At 32.2% G+C, this 15,608-nt stretch carries 27 protein-coding genes; all 27 read left to right on the top strand.

Annotated features, from left to right (window positions below; all coding sequences use genetic code 11):
* Window positions 1-104: 104 nt before the first annotated feature.
* The 27 genes from A7L45_RS23285 (at window position 105) to A7L45_RS13925 (ending at window position 15,587) form a co-directional block, all read left to right on the top strand.
* Window positions 105-257 (top strand): hypothetical protein, encoded by a 153-nt coding sequence (locus A7L45_RS23285; protein ID WP_169829602.1) that lies wholly within the window; start codon window positions 105-107, stop codon window positions 255-257.
* Between the two features lie 54 nt (window positions 258-311).
* Window positions 312-887, top strand: a complete 576-nt coding sequence (locus A7L45_RS14040) for a hypothetical protein (protein ID WP_071613370.1) — start codon at window positions 312-314, stop codon at window positions 885-887.
* A gap of 153 nt (window positions 888-1,040) precedes the next feature.
* Window positions 1,041-1,298: a hypothetical protein gene (locus A7L45_RS14035; RefSeq protein ID WP_071613369.1), complete on the top strand. Its 258-nt coding sequence runs from the start codon at window positions 1,041-1,043 to the stop codon at window positions 1,296-1,298.
* Between the two features lie 46 nt (window positions 1,299-1,344).
* Window positions 1,345-1,518, top strand: a complete 174-nt coding sequence (locus A7L45_RS23280; RefSeq protein ID WP_169829601.1) for a hypothetical protein — start codon at window positions 1,345-1,347, stop codon at window positions 1,516-1,518.
* On the top strand, window positions 1,508-1,831 hold the full coding sequence (locus A7L45_RS14030; protein WP_071613368.1) for a hypothetical protein: 324 nt from the start codon (window positions 1,508-1,510) through the stop codon (window positions 1,829-1,831). The genes A7L45_RS23280 and A7L45_RS14030 overlap by 11 nt, the downstream gene beginning before the upstream one ends.
* A gap of 399 nt (window positions 1,832-2,230) precedes the next feature.
* Entirely contained in the window at window positions 2,231-2,386 is a 156-nt protein-coding gene (locus A7L45_RS23275) for a hypothetical protein (RefSeq protein ID WP_169829600.1), read from the top strand.
* Between the two features lie 24 nt (window positions 2,387-2,410).
* Entirely contained in the window at window positions 2,411-2,830 is a 420-nt protein-coding gene (locus A7L45_RS14025; protein WP_084647469.1) for a sigma factor-like helix-turn-helix DNA-binding protein, read from the top strand.
* A gap of 268 nt (window positions 2,831-3,098) precedes the next feature.
* A complete protein-coding gene (locus A7L45_RS14020; protein ID WP_071613367.1) occupies window positions 3,099-3,464 on the top strand; it encodes a phBC6A51 family helix-turn-helix protein in 366 nt (121 codons plus the stop codon).
* A 164-nt stretch (window positions 3,465-3,628) separates the two neighbouring features.
* The gene (locus A7L45_RS14015) at window positions 3,629-4,189 is read left to right on the top strand and encodes a recombinase family protein (protein ID WP_071613366.1); all 561 of its coding nucleotides are present in this window, start codon (window positions 3,629-3,631) and stop codon (window positions 4,187-4,189) included.
* A 232-nt stretch (window positions 4,190-4,421) separates the two neighbouring features.
* Window positions 4,422-4,652 (top strand): hypothetical protein, encoded by a 231-nt coding sequence (locus A7L45_RS14010; RefSeq protein WP_207647737.1) that lies wholly within the window; start codon window positions 4,422-4,424, stop codon window positions 4,650-4,652.
* A gap of 73 nt (window positions 4,653-4,725) precedes the next feature.
* The gene (locus A7L45_RS14005; protein ID WP_071613364.1) at window positions 4,726-6,537 is read left to right on the top strand and encodes a hypothetical protein; all 1,812 of its coding nucleotides are present in this window, start codon (window positions 4,726-4,728) and stop codon (window positions 6,535-6,537) included.
* The gene (locus A7L45_RS14000) at window positions 6,537-7,994 is read left to right on the top strand and encodes a phage portal protein (RefSeq protein WP_071613363.1); all 1,458 of its coding nucleotides are present in this window, start codon (window positions 6,537-6,539) and stop codon (window positions 7,992-7,994) included. Before A7L45_RS14005 ends, A7L45_RS14000 begins: the two co-directional genes overlap by 1 nt.
* A 25-nt stretch (window positions 7,995-8,019) precedes the next feature.
* Window positions 8,020-8,955: a hypothetical protein gene (locus tag A7L45_RS13995; RefSeq protein WP_071613362.1), complete on the top strand. Its 936-nt coding sequence runs from the start codon at window positions 8,020-8,022 to the stop codon at window positions 8,953-8,955.
* A 71-nt stretch (window positions 8,956-9,026) separates the two neighbouring features.
* Window positions 9,027-9,455: a hypothetical protein gene (locus A7L45_RS13990; RefSeq protein WP_071613361.1), complete on the top strand. Its 429-nt coding sequence runs from the start codon at window positions 9,027-9,029 to the stop codon at window positions 9,453-9,455.
* Between the two features lie 135 nt (window positions 9,456-9,590).
* Window positions 9,591-9,809 carry a hypothetical protein gene (locus tag A7L45_RS13985; RefSeq protein ID WP_084647468.1) on the top strand — a complete coding sequence of 73 codons (219 nt, stop codon included), beginning with the start codon at window positions 9,591-9,593 and terminating at the stop codon, window positions 9,807-9,809.
* A gap of 46 nt (window positions 9,810-9,855) precedes the next feature.
* A complete protein-coding gene (locus tag A7L45_RS13980; protein ID WP_071613360.1) occupies window positions 9,856-10,497 on the top strand; it encodes a phage scaffolding protein in 642 nt (213 codons plus the stop codon).
* 11 nt (window positions 10,498-10,508) lie between these two features.
* Window positions 10,509-10,847, top strand: coding sequence for a hypothetical protein (locus tag A7L45_RS13975; protein WP_071613359.1), 339 nt, complete (start codon window positions 10,509-10,511; stop codon window positions 10,845-10,847).
* Between the two features lie 18 nt (window positions 10,848-10,865).
* Entirely contained in the window at window positions 10,866-11,894 is a 1,029-nt protein-coding gene (locus A7L45_RS13970; RefSeq protein WP_071613358.1) for a major capsid protein, read from the top strand.
* A 56-nt stretch (window positions 11,895-11,950) separates the two neighbouring features.
* Window positions 11,951-12,184: a DUF7210 family protein gene (locus A7L45_RS13965; protein ID WP_071613357.1), complete on the top strand. Its 234-nt coding sequence runs from the start codon at window positions 11,951-11,953 to the stop codon at window positions 12,182-12,184.
* A 2-nt stretch (window positions 12,185-12,186) separates the two neighbouring features.
* Window positions 12,187-12,477, top strand: a complete 291-nt coding sequence (locus A7L45_RS13960; RefSeq protein WP_071613356.1) for a hypothetical protein — start codon at window positions 12,187-12,189, stop codon at window positions 12,475-12,477.
* Entirely contained in the window at window positions 12,477-12,842 is a 366-nt protein-coding gene (locus A7L45_RS13955) for a hypothetical protein (RefSeq protein ID WP_071613355.1), read from the top strand. Before A7L45_RS13960 ends, A7L45_RS13955 begins: the two co-directional genes overlap by 1 nt.
* Window positions 12,843-12,846: 4 nt before the next feature.
* Complete coding sequence (locus tag A7L45_RS13950) at window positions 12,847-13,191, top strand: hypothetical protein (RefSeq protein ID WP_071613354.1); 345 nt, start codon at window positions 12,847-12,849, stop codon at window positions 13,189-13,191.
* Between the two features lie 7 nt (window positions 13,192-13,198).
* Window positions 13,199-13,621 (top strand): hypothetical protein, encoded by a 423-nt coding sequence (locus A7L45_RS13945; RefSeq protein WP_071613353.1) that lies wholly within the window; start codon window positions 13,199-13,201, stop codon window positions 13,619-13,621.
* 1 nt (window position 13,622) lies between these two features.
* A complete protein-coding gene (locus A7L45_RS13940; RefSeq protein ID WP_071613352.1) occupies window positions 13,623-14,504 on the top strand; it encodes an Ig-like domain-containing domain in 882 nt (293 codons plus the stop codon).
* 110 nt (window positions 14,505-14,614) lie between these two features.
* Window positions 14,615-15,046 (top strand): esterase, encoded by a 432-nt coding sequence (locus tag A7L45_RS13935; RefSeq protein ID WP_071614983.1) that lies wholly within the window; start codon window positions 14,615-14,617, stop codon window positions 15,044-15,046.
* Window positions 15,015-15,233 carry a hypothetical protein gene (locus A7L45_RS13930; RefSeq protein WP_236900450.1) on the top strand — a complete coding sequence of 73 codons (219 nt, stop codon included), beginning with the start codon at window positions 15,015-15,017 and terminating at the stop codon, window positions 15,231-15,233. The genes A7L45_RS13935 and A7L45_RS13930 overlap by 32 nt, the downstream gene beginning before the upstream one ends.
* A 27-nt stretch (window positions 15,234-15,260) precedes the next feature.
* Window positions 15,261-15,587, top strand: coding sequence for a hypothetical protein (locus A7L45_RS13925; protein WP_071613350.1), 327 nt, complete (start codon window positions 15,261-15,263; stop codon window positions 15,585-15,587).
* Window positions 15,588-15,608: the final 21 nt, after the last annotated feature.

Raw genomic sequence — 15,608 nt, 5'->3', positions numbered from 1 at the left:
ACTTAGTATAATAATTAATATAAATACCGCATTATTCATTTACTGAATTATGGGGTATTTTTACGTCGCACTGCAAAAACATTCTGAAGGAAGAGAGGTTTAAAATGTTAGCAAATATTATAATGTTCTTATGTTCTATTTATTCTAAAAAATATAACAAACCAATTGCGTATATCAAAGGAACTGGGAAGCAATATCCATGTTATTTATTGTATACAGAAAGTAAAAAAGTATATGAGAGAATGGATAAATTTTAAATATGCAGTTCAAAAACATCGTGAACTAACAAAAATAATTAAAAGAGGTAGAAAATGAGAAAACATAAAAAAATAATAATAGGATTAGTATTATGCATAATGATGGCTTTACCTTCACAATTAGTAATAGCGAGGGGATCCTCAAGTAGTCATTCGAGCTCAGGAGGATTTCATTCATCTTCAAGTTTTCATTCATCAAGTAATAGTTCCCATGTAAGTTCTACGCCAAAGAGCTCATCAAGTAGTTCTGGATTTAAAAGTAGTAGTTCTTCAAAAACTAGTACACCAAAAAGTAGTAGCTATAAAAGTTCTGTGCCACATAATAGTACAAGTTCTACAACTTATAAAATGTACAACACTTATAGGACTACACATATAAATACTAATTATGTACATCCAACTTATCATACTTATTTTACACCAGCTTATTATAGTTTCAGTTCTAGCAATAACTTTTGGTCACATTACTGGATGTATCAGGCAATATCACAACATTCTATGTATCCCAATAATATTGTAACTACTGGTCAGTCAAGTACCTATTCAAGAGGGCGTGATGTAGCAACAGTTATTATATTAATTATTATAGGATATGCAATTTATAAATTTGTAAGAAAGAAAAAATATTAAATAGTATAAGTAAGAATACAACAATATCCTAAGAAAAATAATGAGCCAGTAATCTTGATTTTGCTTGATGCTAGACAGTGACTCATTCCAATGCACCAGCACCAGAACCACCCGGAAGACAATATTAATATTCCTATACAAAAGGAGATTGAAATGGATAATAATAAAAAACAAAAGGCAGCTGATACAGATATATACAAAACTACAGTTAACGCCCTGGCATTAAAACAAAGCCGAGAGACATTTATTTCAGAACTACCACAGTTTATAAATACATGCACAATGATAGCACAACTCCAAAAGGTCTACTATGATGAACTCATAAAAGCTGGTTTTACAGAAGAACATGCAATAAGAACTGTAATAGCCCATGGTACATGCCCAGGTAGACAAATGAAAGAAAGTGAATAGTTAAAAATGAGTTCAAATTTAATTAAATTTAAAATTGGGGGAAGCAATGGATAGAGTTGAGGCTATAAGTGCATTAAAAGAAATTAAAGCTGAATGTAGTAAACATAAACATTGTCGTGAATGTCCTTTATTTGTTTATGGAGAATGGGAAATATGGTGCATAGTTAACTGCTCTGACCTTCCGGAAAAATGGGAGGTGGTAACATTAAATGATAATTGATGAAAAGATTATAGAAGAACTCAGGGAAGAATATGAAGGATTAAATTTAACTGATTCTCAGATAATAATGGTTAAAGGTATTGGACTCAATAAAGAGCAAATGTCAGAATTAATGATAAATTTGAGTAAAGCAGCGAAAGATCTCTGTGATGCGTTTAGAAATGTAGTTGATTCAATTAGACCTGCTTTTAAAGAAATCTCTATACTATTAAGTGAAATAAATGAAGCTCAGGAGGAATTTATAGCTGAACCAATCAAAAATAAGAAGGGTAAAAAGCTGAAATGCTGGGAAAATAAAAGATTTTATCAATAAATTACAGTATTTTAGGGTTGTTACACCATAGTTACGGTTATTTTAGAAAAGTGTAACACCTTCAAAATCCATATATACCAAGGGTTTTGAACCTCCTTATATATATATAGTTACAGTATTACAGTAAATATATATATATATATAGATAAGGTATAGAGAGACACTAATATATATATACCTCTTTCTATACATATATACATTGTTTTTTTAAAAGTGTAACAGTGTAACATGGAGTTCAAAGCTAGGCTATGACAAGGTTTTAAGGCGCTACATGTACTCGTATAAGTGTAACAAGCTTAAAAGGCAATAAAATGCTATCAAACGTAATGACTGCAACGGTTATAAAGCTTTTAAAAAGTGTAACGCCATAATTTCAAATAAATTAAAAGAGGTTAAATAATGGCTAGAATAGATTTTAAAGATATGTACTTAGGAAGAATAGATCAGCTTAATATAGACATCAAAGTAGCTATTAATAGAAAAGATTGGAAGATATTAGCTAAATTAGAGGCTAAAAAGAAAATAAATCAAGATTTCATTAAGAAATTAGAATGAACGTAAGACTAGGGGGGCATATAATTGAGTTTATATAAAGCAACAGAATATTATTTATATAACTATAAGACTATGAAAGCAGAGGTTAAGAATATTGATCTTGAAATAGATCAAATGGAGTATGTGGGATGCTCTGGTATAAGTTATGAAGAGAAGTCAGCACCTACAAATAGTTTTAACAGTTCTGTTGAGAATGAAGTAGTTAGTAGAGAAAAAAGAATTGCCACTTTAAAAGATTCTAAAAGAGAGACTTTGATTAAGATCAATAAAATAGATAATGCTTTAGAAACATTAGAACCAAGAGATCTTGATATAATAAAACTCAGATACTTTGACAAGTTAAATAATAGATTGATAGGCATTAGATTGGAATTAACTGAAGAGTGGATATGTACTCTTAAAGCTATAGTTATAAACAAATTATCAACTCTAATAAATATTTAACAATTCTTTATATAAAGTTTAAAGTAAAATTAATTAATGTTTAAAGTGAACGTTGTATAATATCATTATTGAAAGAGTATCCAATACAGGGTGCTCTTATTTCATTGTAAAAGGCATAATATGAGCCATATACAAGCAGATTAGAGAAATAAACTTGTATAGGTGTAATTGCATTAAAATAAATTTAAATAGCTTATATGAGATGTAGAGTGTCTAATAGATAGGAGGTGTTAATATATTAGATGAAAGAAAAATTAATGCAGCACTTATGAGAGCACAGGGTATTGATGTTGTTAAGATTGCATCAACTATTGGCATTAATAGAGCAACATTTTATAATTGGGAGAAATCGGAAGAATTCGCGGCTGAGGTCGACAGATGTAAGCAGGAGTTTTTAACTCAGAGCAAGAATAGGATATCTTACTTATCTATTAAAGCAGTGAGAGTGTTGGATGAGCAAATGGATTCGGGCGATGAGAAAAGAAGTTTTGATGCTGCATCAAAGATACTCGATAAGTCACATAGCAATGCGACAAAGATAGAACTGAGTGATGGCAGAGATACCAAGGACAATGTACCAGTTGATGTACTGGATGAAGAAATCAAAGAATTTGATAAAGAACCTAATATATAGTTCATTTAAGGCATGCTTTAAATGAATACATAAGAATACGTTAAAACTATTCGTATAGAGTTATTTTTGCAATTAACGAATATTTATTCGTACAAGTGCTTGACGACAAACGAACACATGTTGTATAATGTTGTTAAGAAGTTAGTCGAGGGAGCGTGCGAATAATGAATATTGCTTATGTAAGAGTATCAACAATTGAACAGAATGAAGCAAGGCAAGTAGATGGATTAAAGAAGTATGATATAGATGAATGGTTCACTGAGAAGGTCAGTGCTAAGGATACCAATAGACCTAAGTTACAAGAGGCAATTAAGTTTGCTAGAAAAGGTGATACAGTTTATATTCATAGTCTCGATAGGTTGGCAAGAAGTACTAAGGATCTGTTGGATATAGTAGAGCAACTCCAAGCAAAGGGTATTCATTTAGTTAGTAGTAAAGAAGCAATAGATACTTCAACAGCAACAGGTAAGTTGATGCTGACAATGATAGGGGCTATCAATACGTTTGAACGTGAGAATATGTTAGAGCGACAACGCGAGGGCATAGCAATAGCAAAAGGTAATGGAGTATACAAAGGCAGGAAAGTCATTGAGTATCCAAGCAATTGGGAGGATGTATATACTAAGTATAAGAATAGAAAGCTACAAGGTAATGAAGCAATGGAACTGTTAGGGTTAAAGCGAACTACATTCTATAAATTAGTAAAACAGTATGAAGAGGGTTAATGATACCTTCTTTTTTTTATTAAAACACTAGAGTTGTATTCTATTGTATAAAAATATAAAAGACCCCCACCACCCTTATTTTGAAAATGCTTTTAAAATCGTGGGGTTGCCTATATATTTTCCCCAACATTTTTTGACCTTGAAAATAATGTGCCCTTCCCATAAGACATTGCTCGAATAAGAGTGGTGTCTTATTTAAATATAAATATAGAAGGAATAAATAACAATAAAATTGACAAGAAACGGAGGAATTATTATGAAAATTGAAGAAGCAAAAGTTCTCGTATTAGATACTGCTGTAACTGTAATTGATCCAAACACAAATACCGAAGTATCTGCAATAGTCAAAGGTATGTATGAAGATAAAGACGGTGTTATTACTGTTACTGCTTTATATCAGACACCCGCAACAAACCAGTTTCAATTAAAAGATGTAAACCCTGAAGCTGTAGCAACTGTTTAATTTAAAAAATAATAATCAGCAACTAACATTCGCTATTTAGTGGGTGTTTTTCTTTTGCAAAGGAAGTGAGTTCATGGATGAGGGCAAACAAAATCGAAAATTATTATATATATATTTAGTTAAATTATATGGCACTGAAAAATCAAAAGAATTAATGATGAAATATAAAGATACTTTATTCTCATATCATGGGCTTGCATATTCTTTAGGTAAAAGATCCTTAGAATTTTTTTGTCTCTATTTCCTTCAGGACGTATTTCTACCCAAAGAAGATAATGCAGCAGCGCCTATAGCAAATGTGCATAGAGAAATATGGAGCGAAATTCAAGAATCAGTTATCGGAAATGGTAATGAGCAAATTGGAAGAATAGAACCCAGGGGAACTGGTAAGTCTGCATTTGGAACATTTGCTACTGCAATGTGGAGTCATTCTTATGGATTCAAGAAATACACACTAATATGTTCTGATATAGGAAGCACAGCTGAGAAATTTGTTAAGGATATAAAAAATACATTTTTGAATAATGATTATATATATAAGGCGTTTGGTAAATTACTTGATGACAAGGATAAGAGATATGTTTGTAATACAACTCAACTTGAATTTACAAACAAGACTTATATAGAGGCTATATCTTCTAATTCAAGTATGCGTGGTAGAAAATATGATAATTGTAGACCTGACTTAATAATTTTAGATGATTTCCAAAGCATAGATGACTGCAGGACTGATGAAGCTAGAATTAAGAAGTGGACCAGGTACTCGAATGATGTTAAGTTTGCAGTACAAAAAGCGGTAAGACGTAAAGGTAAGATAGTAAAAAAAGGGACAACTCTTATAGCTCTAGGAACTCTCCAACATAAAGAGTGTTTTTATTCTAGGCTAATTAAACAGCCCACGTGGAAGTTTAAAAATGACAGAGGTGTTCTGATTGATGATTTTATAAATGAAAAAGGTCAAAATGTTAATGGACTTGATTATTACTTTAACACTGGTTTATGGCTTAAATTTAAAACATTGTTATTTAATTTTAAAAATGAAAGTCATTTAGAGGATGCTAAGGAATTTTACTGGGCTAACAGGGATAATATGCAATACCCAGTGCTATGGGCTGAATTTTGGGATTGTTTAGATATGGCCCTAAGTTACTACGAAAACCCAACTTCTTTTAAACAAGAAGTCCAGGGCGATGTAGATTCCATAGGAGAAAAGAAATTCAAAATTATTGCTACAGAATCAGAAGGAATAATTGAAAGTCATGAATTTATAAAAACTATGCTTTGCGTAGATCCTTCAGGTACGAAAACTAAAACCAAAACAAAGAATAAGGATTATTTTGCTTTTGCTGTTTGTAGTGTGTGCGAAAATAGTCTTAAATATATTAGAAAAGGTGAGGTTTTCAAGTTTGAAAAAAATAGAGAGTATGAGGATTACATAAATCATACTATTATGTTATTGAAAAAATACCCGGATATAACTCATTTAGGGGTGGAAAAGAATACATATGGTGGTGCAGATTGTGTTCGTTTTGAGGAATTAATAAAAAATGATGTTCAATTAAGTGCCCGTTATATTAAAATCGTCAATTTCCCTCAGACTAGAAATAAAGATGATAAAATCAACACCATAGTGGCAAAGGTAAACATGGGACAGATAATTTTCAATGAAGAGGATACTGAGGCTATTGAACAAATAAAAGATTTCTCAGGTTGCGAACATAGCTTACATGACGATTTTCCAGACGTTGTTGCTGAAGTAGCCAATAGAATTGATGAAATAGAATATATTAATGCTAAATATGATGATGAAGTTTATAACAAAGGGATGGGGCTTAAACAGAATATACTAGCAAAATATGAAAGAAAGGGAAGGAGGGTATTTTAATGGGTCTAAGAGATACAACAGAGAAATTATTAGGCTTAAATCTTAAAGAAAAAATAGAAAGAAAAAAAATATTGAAAGATTTATTATTTTATCGTGGCGAATGTGAAGAAGAAAACAAGGAAGCTGCAGTAATGGATAATGATTTGTTAGGACAAAGTTGGATCAATACAGATGACTTAGACTACGTTCCTTCGCAGGTTATAGATAATAAGGTTAAACCCCTTATAGGAAAACAAGCTAGGTTTATGTTTGGTAAATCTCCTGATTTGTTATTAAAACCATTCAATAAAGAAAATAAAGAATCTTGTGAAAAATTAAGGCAATATATAGATGCAATACTTAAAGCAAATAGGTTTTGGAGCGATACTTTAAAGGCCTTTAGACTTGCAACTGTAACTAAAAGGGTAATGTTAAGGCTAGAGGCTAATCCTGGACAACCTATAAAATTATATTATCATGATTTCAATGATTTTAGTTATGAGCTAAGTGCCAATGATAGCATTAAATTAAATAAAGCAATGATTGTAAAACAAGATGCATCAACTATAAATGCAGAGGAATCAAAACAAATATGGAATAGATATACTTATTTTATGTCAAATAAAAAAGGTGAAGAATCTAGTTGCTACCTGAAAACTGAAACTTTTAACGGTGACAATTTAGATAAGCCTATAACTTCAACAGAACAAAAGACTGGACTCAGAAAAATCCCTTGTTGGGTTATTACAAATGAACAATGTCTTAGTGATCCAAGTGGGATTAGTGACATAAAGGATTTAATTCCACTGCAAAATCAAATAAACAGAAGAACTTCCGACTCAGCAGATGCAATTAGATTTGATATGTTTGGATTAAATATAATAAAAGATGCTACGGAAGACAGTGTTAATAACGCCAAAATAGCTCCTAACTCTTTACTGGCTCTAGTTTCTCTAAGCGGTAAAACAGCAGATGCAAAGAAAATTGAAAGTACTTTTCAAAATGCAGCGGCGGCTGAAAATTTTATTAAAAGATTAGAAGATTCTATGTATGAAAAATTAAGCATTCCAAAACCGGAACAACTAAAAAACGTTCCGTCCGCCAAAACTTTAAAATATGTTTATTCTGAACTCGTTTCTCGCTGCGCCGAAAAATGGCACGATTGGGAGCCGGTTATCAGAAGTATGATAAGGCTTATAGTTGAAGCCAGTGGACAGTTTAAGTGCTATGATGATTGGGACGTAACGTGGAATGACCTCCAATATAATATGGTAATTAGAAAAAATTATCCTGTTCCTGAAGATGAGGATGATAAGCGTAGAATTGCAATAGAAGAAGTAAAGTCCAATGTTAGAAGTCACAGAAGTTATATAAAAGATTTTACAGATGAAGAAGATACCAAAAGTGTAATGCAAGAAATAGCAGAGGATATAACTACAATTTCAGATGCAGAGCAGGGGCAGATGGAGCAATTATAAATTCCATTCTTAAGAGGTAATTAAAATGAATAATGAATATTTAAATTTAGTTCTTGCAGCACAAAATAAAAGAATAGAAATAACAAAAGATAGTATAAAGCAAACTAGAGATTTATATAAAGATGTTGCAAAAGACTTGAATAGAAGGGCAAAAACTGCGAATAAAGGAAGTTTGAATGAACGCTGGCTAAAGGATTATGAAAAACAATTAAAATTAGATATAAAAGAATTAAATAAACTTTTAAAACCCAATATAGAAAAATCTATGCTTAAAAGTGCTGAGTGTGCTAATTCTATTCAGATAGATTTTTTCAATATGCTAGGTATAAAGTATAATTTAAATACTAAAGAAAGTTTTTCAAGCATGTTCTCTAATATACCAAAAGACGCACTGGCTGAACTAACTGGTGGTAGATTTTATAAAGATGGGAAAGGACTATCCAAGAGATTGTGGGTCCATAATGGCAAAGCTAATGCAGATTTTGATTATATAATTGAGAAAGGCATAGCCGAAAAGAAAAGTGTGTATGACTTGGCAAATGACTTAGCTGATTATGTTAATCCAGAGGTAAGAAAAAGTTGGGACTTTAAAAAGATATATCCTGGTGTTGGCAATAAAAAAGTAGAATATAATAGCCTTAGGCTTGCAATTACGTCAATATCTCATGCTTATCAATTAAGTTTGCAAAGGTCCTGTAAAGCTAATCCATTTGTGGAAGGAATCCAGTGGAATATATCTAATAGTCACAGAGGAACATGCGAGCTTTGTAAAAGTAGAGATGGGAAAGTATACAAGCCCGATGACCTCCCACTCGACCATCCCATGGGAGTATGTTATTTTACTCCAGTTATTGAAAAATCCATGGAAGATATAGGAACAGAACTGAATAGTTGGGTTAATGGTAGGAGTAATTCAAATTTAGATAGCTGGTATAGCGAATATGGAAATGAATTTATTTGATAAATTATATAAATTATACCTTTTATGTTACAATATTAATTATAAATATTGTAAGAAAGAGGGGACAAAAGATGAAAAAAATAATTTTAGGGTTAATAGGCGTGATTTTAATACTTAGTTTAGTTGGTTGCGGTGAAAGTGAGGAAAAGAAATTACCTGCTATTCCTCAAACTGCGATTGATACCGCTATGCAAGAAATGAAGAAAAATTCAGAAGTTTCTGATGGGTATATAAAAATAAATGGTAACGAAATTGTATTTGCCATTACTGTCAAAAATGCGTCTATTAGTGAAGATAAAGCTAAAGGTTTAGCAGATAGTTTTATCAGATTATTAGGTAGCCAAATGTCTATTAATAACAAAGATATGGCTTCTCCTACAAAAGATAATTTGGGTGGGTTATACGATTATTATGGCATACATGTAGGAATTGGAGCCAGCGCTGATAATATTATGTATCAAGGTACAAAAGTAGTAGGTGTAGATAAGCTTACATGGTAAAAATAATTTTTTTAAGAAAGCCTTAGTTTAAGGCTTTTTATTTTGTCTAAAAGGTGGGTTAGAATGATGACACTAAGTAAGTTGCATGATAAATGTAAAAAATGTTAACATAGAGATAACTGTGATGATAAAAGAATGGTGGCTTGTGCTATAGCTGGAAGATCACAGCCTATTACAGGTAGCATTGGGTTATCAAATACAATGCCAGCGGCACAACTATTAGCTAGAAAACATACCCCAATAACAATTAATATTGGCGAATATGGGGCTATTAATACTAGCATGGAAGAAATAGCTGAGCAACTAAAAAAGAATCTTTACAAAGATATAAATTGTGCTTTTAATAAGTCTTAGAAATAAGGCTTTTTATTTTGTTTAAAATTAAGGAGGAAAGGTAATTATGGGATTATTAGAATATTTAAAAAAGATTTTAGGGGACGTAGAGGGACAAACTTCATTTGATAAAATACAAGCGGATAAAGAAAATACATTGCTTGTTGATACACTAAAGAATCCAAAGTATGCAGAGAAAACGGACTTAGATACTGCAAATAATAGCATTATACAATATAAAACAGATATAGCGAAAAGAGATGCAGATCTATTGGTTTTACAGGGCAAAGTTAAAGATAATGCGGAGCTGACTACAGAAATAGAAAATTTAAAAACAGCTAATTTAAAGGCTAGTACGGAGTATGAAGCAAAATTAACTCAAATAAATTTTGATGGTAAATTTGAAAAAGCTTTAGGAACTTATAAACCTAAAAACTCAAAAGCTCTAAAAGCTTTATTAGATATGGAGAAAGTAAAATTAGATGGAGAAGCTTTCTTGGGACTAGAAGACCAGGTTAAATTATTAAAAGAATCTGACCCTTATTTATTTTCGGAAGAAAATTTAGGAGGCACAGGTAGTTTAGGAGGTGGTGTAGCGGGGACATTAGGAGGAACAGAAGGACAAGAGGGCGGACTAGGTTCAAGGCTTGCGAAAGAAAAGGCTGAGGCTGTAAAAGCAACAGAATCACAAAATACATTTTTTAAATAGGAGGAAAAATAATGTTAGAAACTAAACAAACTTATATGGGTGAAAATAAAACTATTCTACAATTTGCGGGGGAGCTATTCCAAAACGTTTCAGTTAAAGTAAATAAATCAGATGTTGCAGAGGTTACTGGTAAGAGAATATTAAAGGCTGGGAGTATTGTAGATACGGCTGGTAAAATCGTAGCTGATGGGACTGCCTTTGGGTTAGTTTACAGAGATGTTGATTTTACATTATCAAATGGAACTGAAAACATTTCAGTAACTATTTTTGGATTTGTTAAAACAGCAGCACTACCAATAGTACCTACTGAACTAGTTAAATCAGCACTAAATATGATTAAATTTTTATAATAAAAAGGAGGAATTACAATGGATTGGAGAGACATTATAAACGTAAAAGAAATAGCAACTTATATTAGAGAGCTGCCAACACAAATGCTTATAGGGGAAAGCTTATTCCCACGCACAAAGCAATTAGGGATGGAACTGAAATATATTAAGGGGGCTAAACAAAAAGCTGTAGTGCTTAAACAAAGTACTTTTGATGTAGCTGTAAAGATTAGAGCATTAAAGGCACAGGTAGATGAAATTACTAAACAAATGCCATTTTTCAAGGAGTCAGTACTTATCAATGAAGCTGATAGACAACAGTTGTTACTTGCAATGCAAGCTCAGAATAAATCTATTATTGACATGATAGTATCAAAAATATACGATAACTATTTAGCGCTAGTTGATGGTGGAGATATGCAAATGGAAAGAATGAGGATGCAATTAATTACAGATGGTACTATTAGCATAATTAGTGACGATGGTGATGTTGTGTTTGATTTTGGAGTACCTAGCAATCACAAGGAAGTCCTTACTGGAACTGCTAAATGGGACAATCCTGATGCAGATATTGTAGGTGATATTGAAAGATGGAAAAAAACATTAAGAGATGATGGTTATTCAGTCCCTACTAGAATGACATTGTCTTCTAAAACTTTTGGTTATATTGCTCTTAACAAAGCCATAAAACTAGACATAGACAAAGATGGAAGAGTAATAATGACAGATGCAATGGTAATGAGTTATCTAAAAAATAAAGTTGATTTATCAGTGGCAATAGTATCTGGATCATATAAGTTAGAAGATGAAACAGAGCAACCTTACTTTCAAGACAATAAAGTATCATTACTTCCAGATGGCAATTTGGGCAAAACTTACTATGGAACAACTCCAGAGGAAGCCGACAAAATGTTTGGGGAAGGGACTAATTGTGAGGTAGTAAGGACTGGTATTGCCATTATGACAATGAAAAAACAAGATCCAGTAACAGTACAAACTAAAGTGTCTCAGCTAGGTATGCCAAGTTTTGAAAGAGCAGATGAATGTTTCTTTGCTACAGTAGTATAATTTAGAGCATCCCATGTGGTTGCTCTTTTAATTTTGAAAAGAAAGGATTGATTTTAATGGCTAAAAAAATAGAAGAGGCTAAAATGATAAACGTTAAAGCTCTAGTGTATTTAAAATACAATAAAAACTGCTACAAAATAGATGATGAATTCCAAGTCAATGAAGATGATTTAGAAGAAATGGGAGAGAAAGGATTGATTGGGCCAGGGAAAGAGGTACTCAAAGAAGACCTAAATGATGCCCCTGAAGAACTAGGAGCGGATGTACTTTCACCTAAAGAAGGTGAATAATTATGGATAGGCTGCCAATAGACTTCTTGAAATTTAACCTTCAGGAACGAGAATATCCGTATTTTGAGGATGATGAACTTGAATTATTATTAGAGTCTAATGATGGTGATATTAAAAAGGCTAGTCACCAGGGTTGTATATTAAAAGCAGCTGCAGATGATAAACTTGAAGTAGCTGGAATAAAGCTTAGTTCTAATAGGGAATATTGGCTAACTTTAGCGGAAACTTTTAACGTTACAGCTGAACCCGGCAATGGATATATAACCAGTATGAAAAGAGTTGATGGCTGGTAATGGCAGGAATAAATAGAACAAAAATAAGTGAGAAACTATATAAGCAACTTGACAAAAAGGGTTTATTGAAAGAAATTAAAATATTGAGAATTGGGAAAAATGCCTACAAGGAAAAGCTGAATGATTTATATGTGTGCACTGTAAAAGGGTTTTATTATAGAAAAGAAACTAGAATAAATATCAGTGCAACAGAGAGCGCTACCTTAAATTCTAACTATAGCGAAAGAGTACTAATTATCTATGATGAAGAATCTAAAAAGATTAAACAAGATGATTATTTCACATTAGCTGAAACCAAATACAAGATAATAGATACTGGAAATGCAGAAAATATTATTTATGATATGCAGTTAGATAGGAGTTGAAATTATGAGTGGGTTTAGTATAGACATAAAAGGTATATTAGAAGGGTTAGCAGTATTTGAATTAAAAAGCAAAGCTGCAATCGGCTTGTATGCAGATACAGCAGGTAAAAAACTCGAGGCAGAGGCTAAGAAAAGTGCAACATGGATAGATCGTTCAGGGTTAGCACGCAAGAACATTAAAGGCGGAAAGGAATGGCAAGGCGACCAATGTCGAGTGTACGTATGTGGAAATATGGTGTATTCGCCTTATCTTGAACTTTGTAATGATAAAAAATACGCAGTGCTTAAACCCACTGTAGACAAGCTTTCACCAGAAATTTTAAGAGGCCTAAATAATTTATTGAGGTGATGCAATAGTGGCTACCTTTAATTATAAAATTGTAGGTAAAGAACTGGATCAGGAAGATATAGAAAATGCGGTACCACAAACTTTGTGGCAGAAGATATTTCTTCATTTAGAGAAAAAAGGATATGAAGTATATTCTCAAGGACAAAAAAGAGATAAATGTGAATCAGCTTACGTGGTAATAAAAGAAAACGGAATACATGGACAAGACGGTAACCAAGTTGGATATAAGTTATTTGATATTATCTTATATTGCCCTCTAACCAATTATTCCGATATGGAATTTTATGCAGAAAATATTAAACAAGCTCTAAAGGAAATGAAGGAACTCAGACCTACTGGAGTAGAGACACCAAGCATCATAGATGATGAAGTTGAGGGATATACATCATCTATAGAATATCAAGCATTAAAAACATTGAGGAGGAGATAAGATGACAGAACTTGAAGGTATGCCTATTGCAAATATTGTATTAGGTGAAATCATAGACGAAGTTACACAAAAAACTTATATTTTCGACACAGCAGACAAAGCGGATGTTAAACCTGATTTGTCTGCAGGTAAGGAAGATATTTTAAGAGTGAAAAACAGGATAATTGCTATGAACCGTACGGAGGATATTTGTATTGGATATGACATAAAGCTTACAAACAATACATTTCCAACAGAACTTATGGCAATCATTGATGGTGGCATAATTACATCAGACGGCTATGAGGGCCCAGAAGTTGGGAAAGTTATAGAAAGGCATCCATTCACTTTGAATCTGTACAGCGAAGAAAAGGACTATGACAGTGAAACTTTACAGTATGTGCAGTTTGCTTTTAAACACAACAAGGGTAAACCAGTAGAGTTCAAGTTTGAAGATGGTAAGTTTTTTGTACCTGAATTTGAATCTCATAGCAGACCTAAAAAGGGTGAGAAACCTGTTTACATAAAGTTTCTTAAGCAGTTACCTACGGGCGATACTGTTCCAGTGACTCCAACAGGTACAGGAGACATGGCCGTAGTTGGCGGAACAGTAACCCAAAGTAATTCAGATGTCGGAGTTACTGTTACTTCTAATGTAAAATGGACATTTGTAAAAGCTATAAATCAAGATGATGTAACTGCGGGTAATTTTGTAGTTAAAAAGAAATCTGATAGTACTGTAGTAACTGGCAATGTAACTATTGATTCTACTAAAAAAATAGTTACATTTATACCGACTAGCGTTGAAAAAGGTGTAGTTTATATAGCTGAAGCTAAGGCAGTTAATCTATTGGATGCAAGTGGTACAACTACTGCTATTTTAGTAGAATTTACAACTATGTAGAAATAGGTCTGGGAGAAAATATTATGGATAATGAACAGTGGGCATTGGAAAATGGCAGACCAACTGCTAAATTTGTTTCGATAATAAAACAAAAATATAGGAGTGAGAAAATGGAAGTAACGAATCTAGAACAATTAAAAAAAATGGCTGAAGCGGATATATTGGAATTGCCAAGATTTAAGAAAGATATACCCTTTAACGTGAAAGTTAAGAGAGTGTCTCTTTTGAATTTAATAAGCAAGGGCGTAATACCTAATACTTTATTGAGTGCAGCAGAGGAGCTATTCTACGGTAAGAAATCGAGTAAGAGTGTAGATTTAAAAGAAATGACTAAGGTAATGTTTATACTGGCTGAAATTGCACTAGTAGAGCCTTCTATTAAAGATTTAGATAGTGTAGGATTAGAACTTACAGATGAGCAGATAGTTGCGATTTTTAATTATACACAAGAAGGTATAAAGGAAATAGAACCGTTTCGTGAAGAGTCAGAGAATAATGTCGATACTGATAATGGCAAAGCAATATTACGAGTCACCGAGTAGTATCATAGGGCTTAAAAACGATTATGAAGCTTTTTGTTTTGATGAAGCTTGTACTTATATTTTAAATGAACTAAGTCAAGAGAAACCTAAAACTCCTAATTGGGAAGAATCTAAAAATCATGAAGAAAATGATGATAATAAAAATACAATTGAATGGATGAAGAAACATTCTAAAGAGATTAACTAAAGTGCTATTCTAAAATGAGGTGATACAATGGCGACTGTTAAACATCAGATAGTGGATTGTGATGAATGCAAACATAAATTTAAATTAAAACCTAGCATATTAAAAACAGAAAAAGTAGGTGAAGAAGTTGAAAGAACCTATTTTAAATGTCCTAAATGCAAGCATAAATTTATAGTTGTATATAAGGATAAAGAATTTAATAACAATTTAATTGAAATAGATAATATTCGTAAAAAAGCTACTAAAGTGTCAGCAAACAATAAAGATCTTAAAGAATTAATAAATTTACAGAACAAATTGCACGAAAGAAATTTAGAAATTTCAGGCATGTATAAGAAAATTTATGGAGCATAGAGATATGTTCCTTTTTTATTC

This window comes from Clostridium estertheticum subsp. estertheticum (genome assembly GCF_001877035.1).
GTDB lineage: Bacteria > Bacillota > Clostridia > Clostridiales > Clostridiaceae > Clostridium_AD > Clostridium_AD estertheticum.
This window is presented reverse-complemented; position numbering and strand designations above follow the sequence as displayed.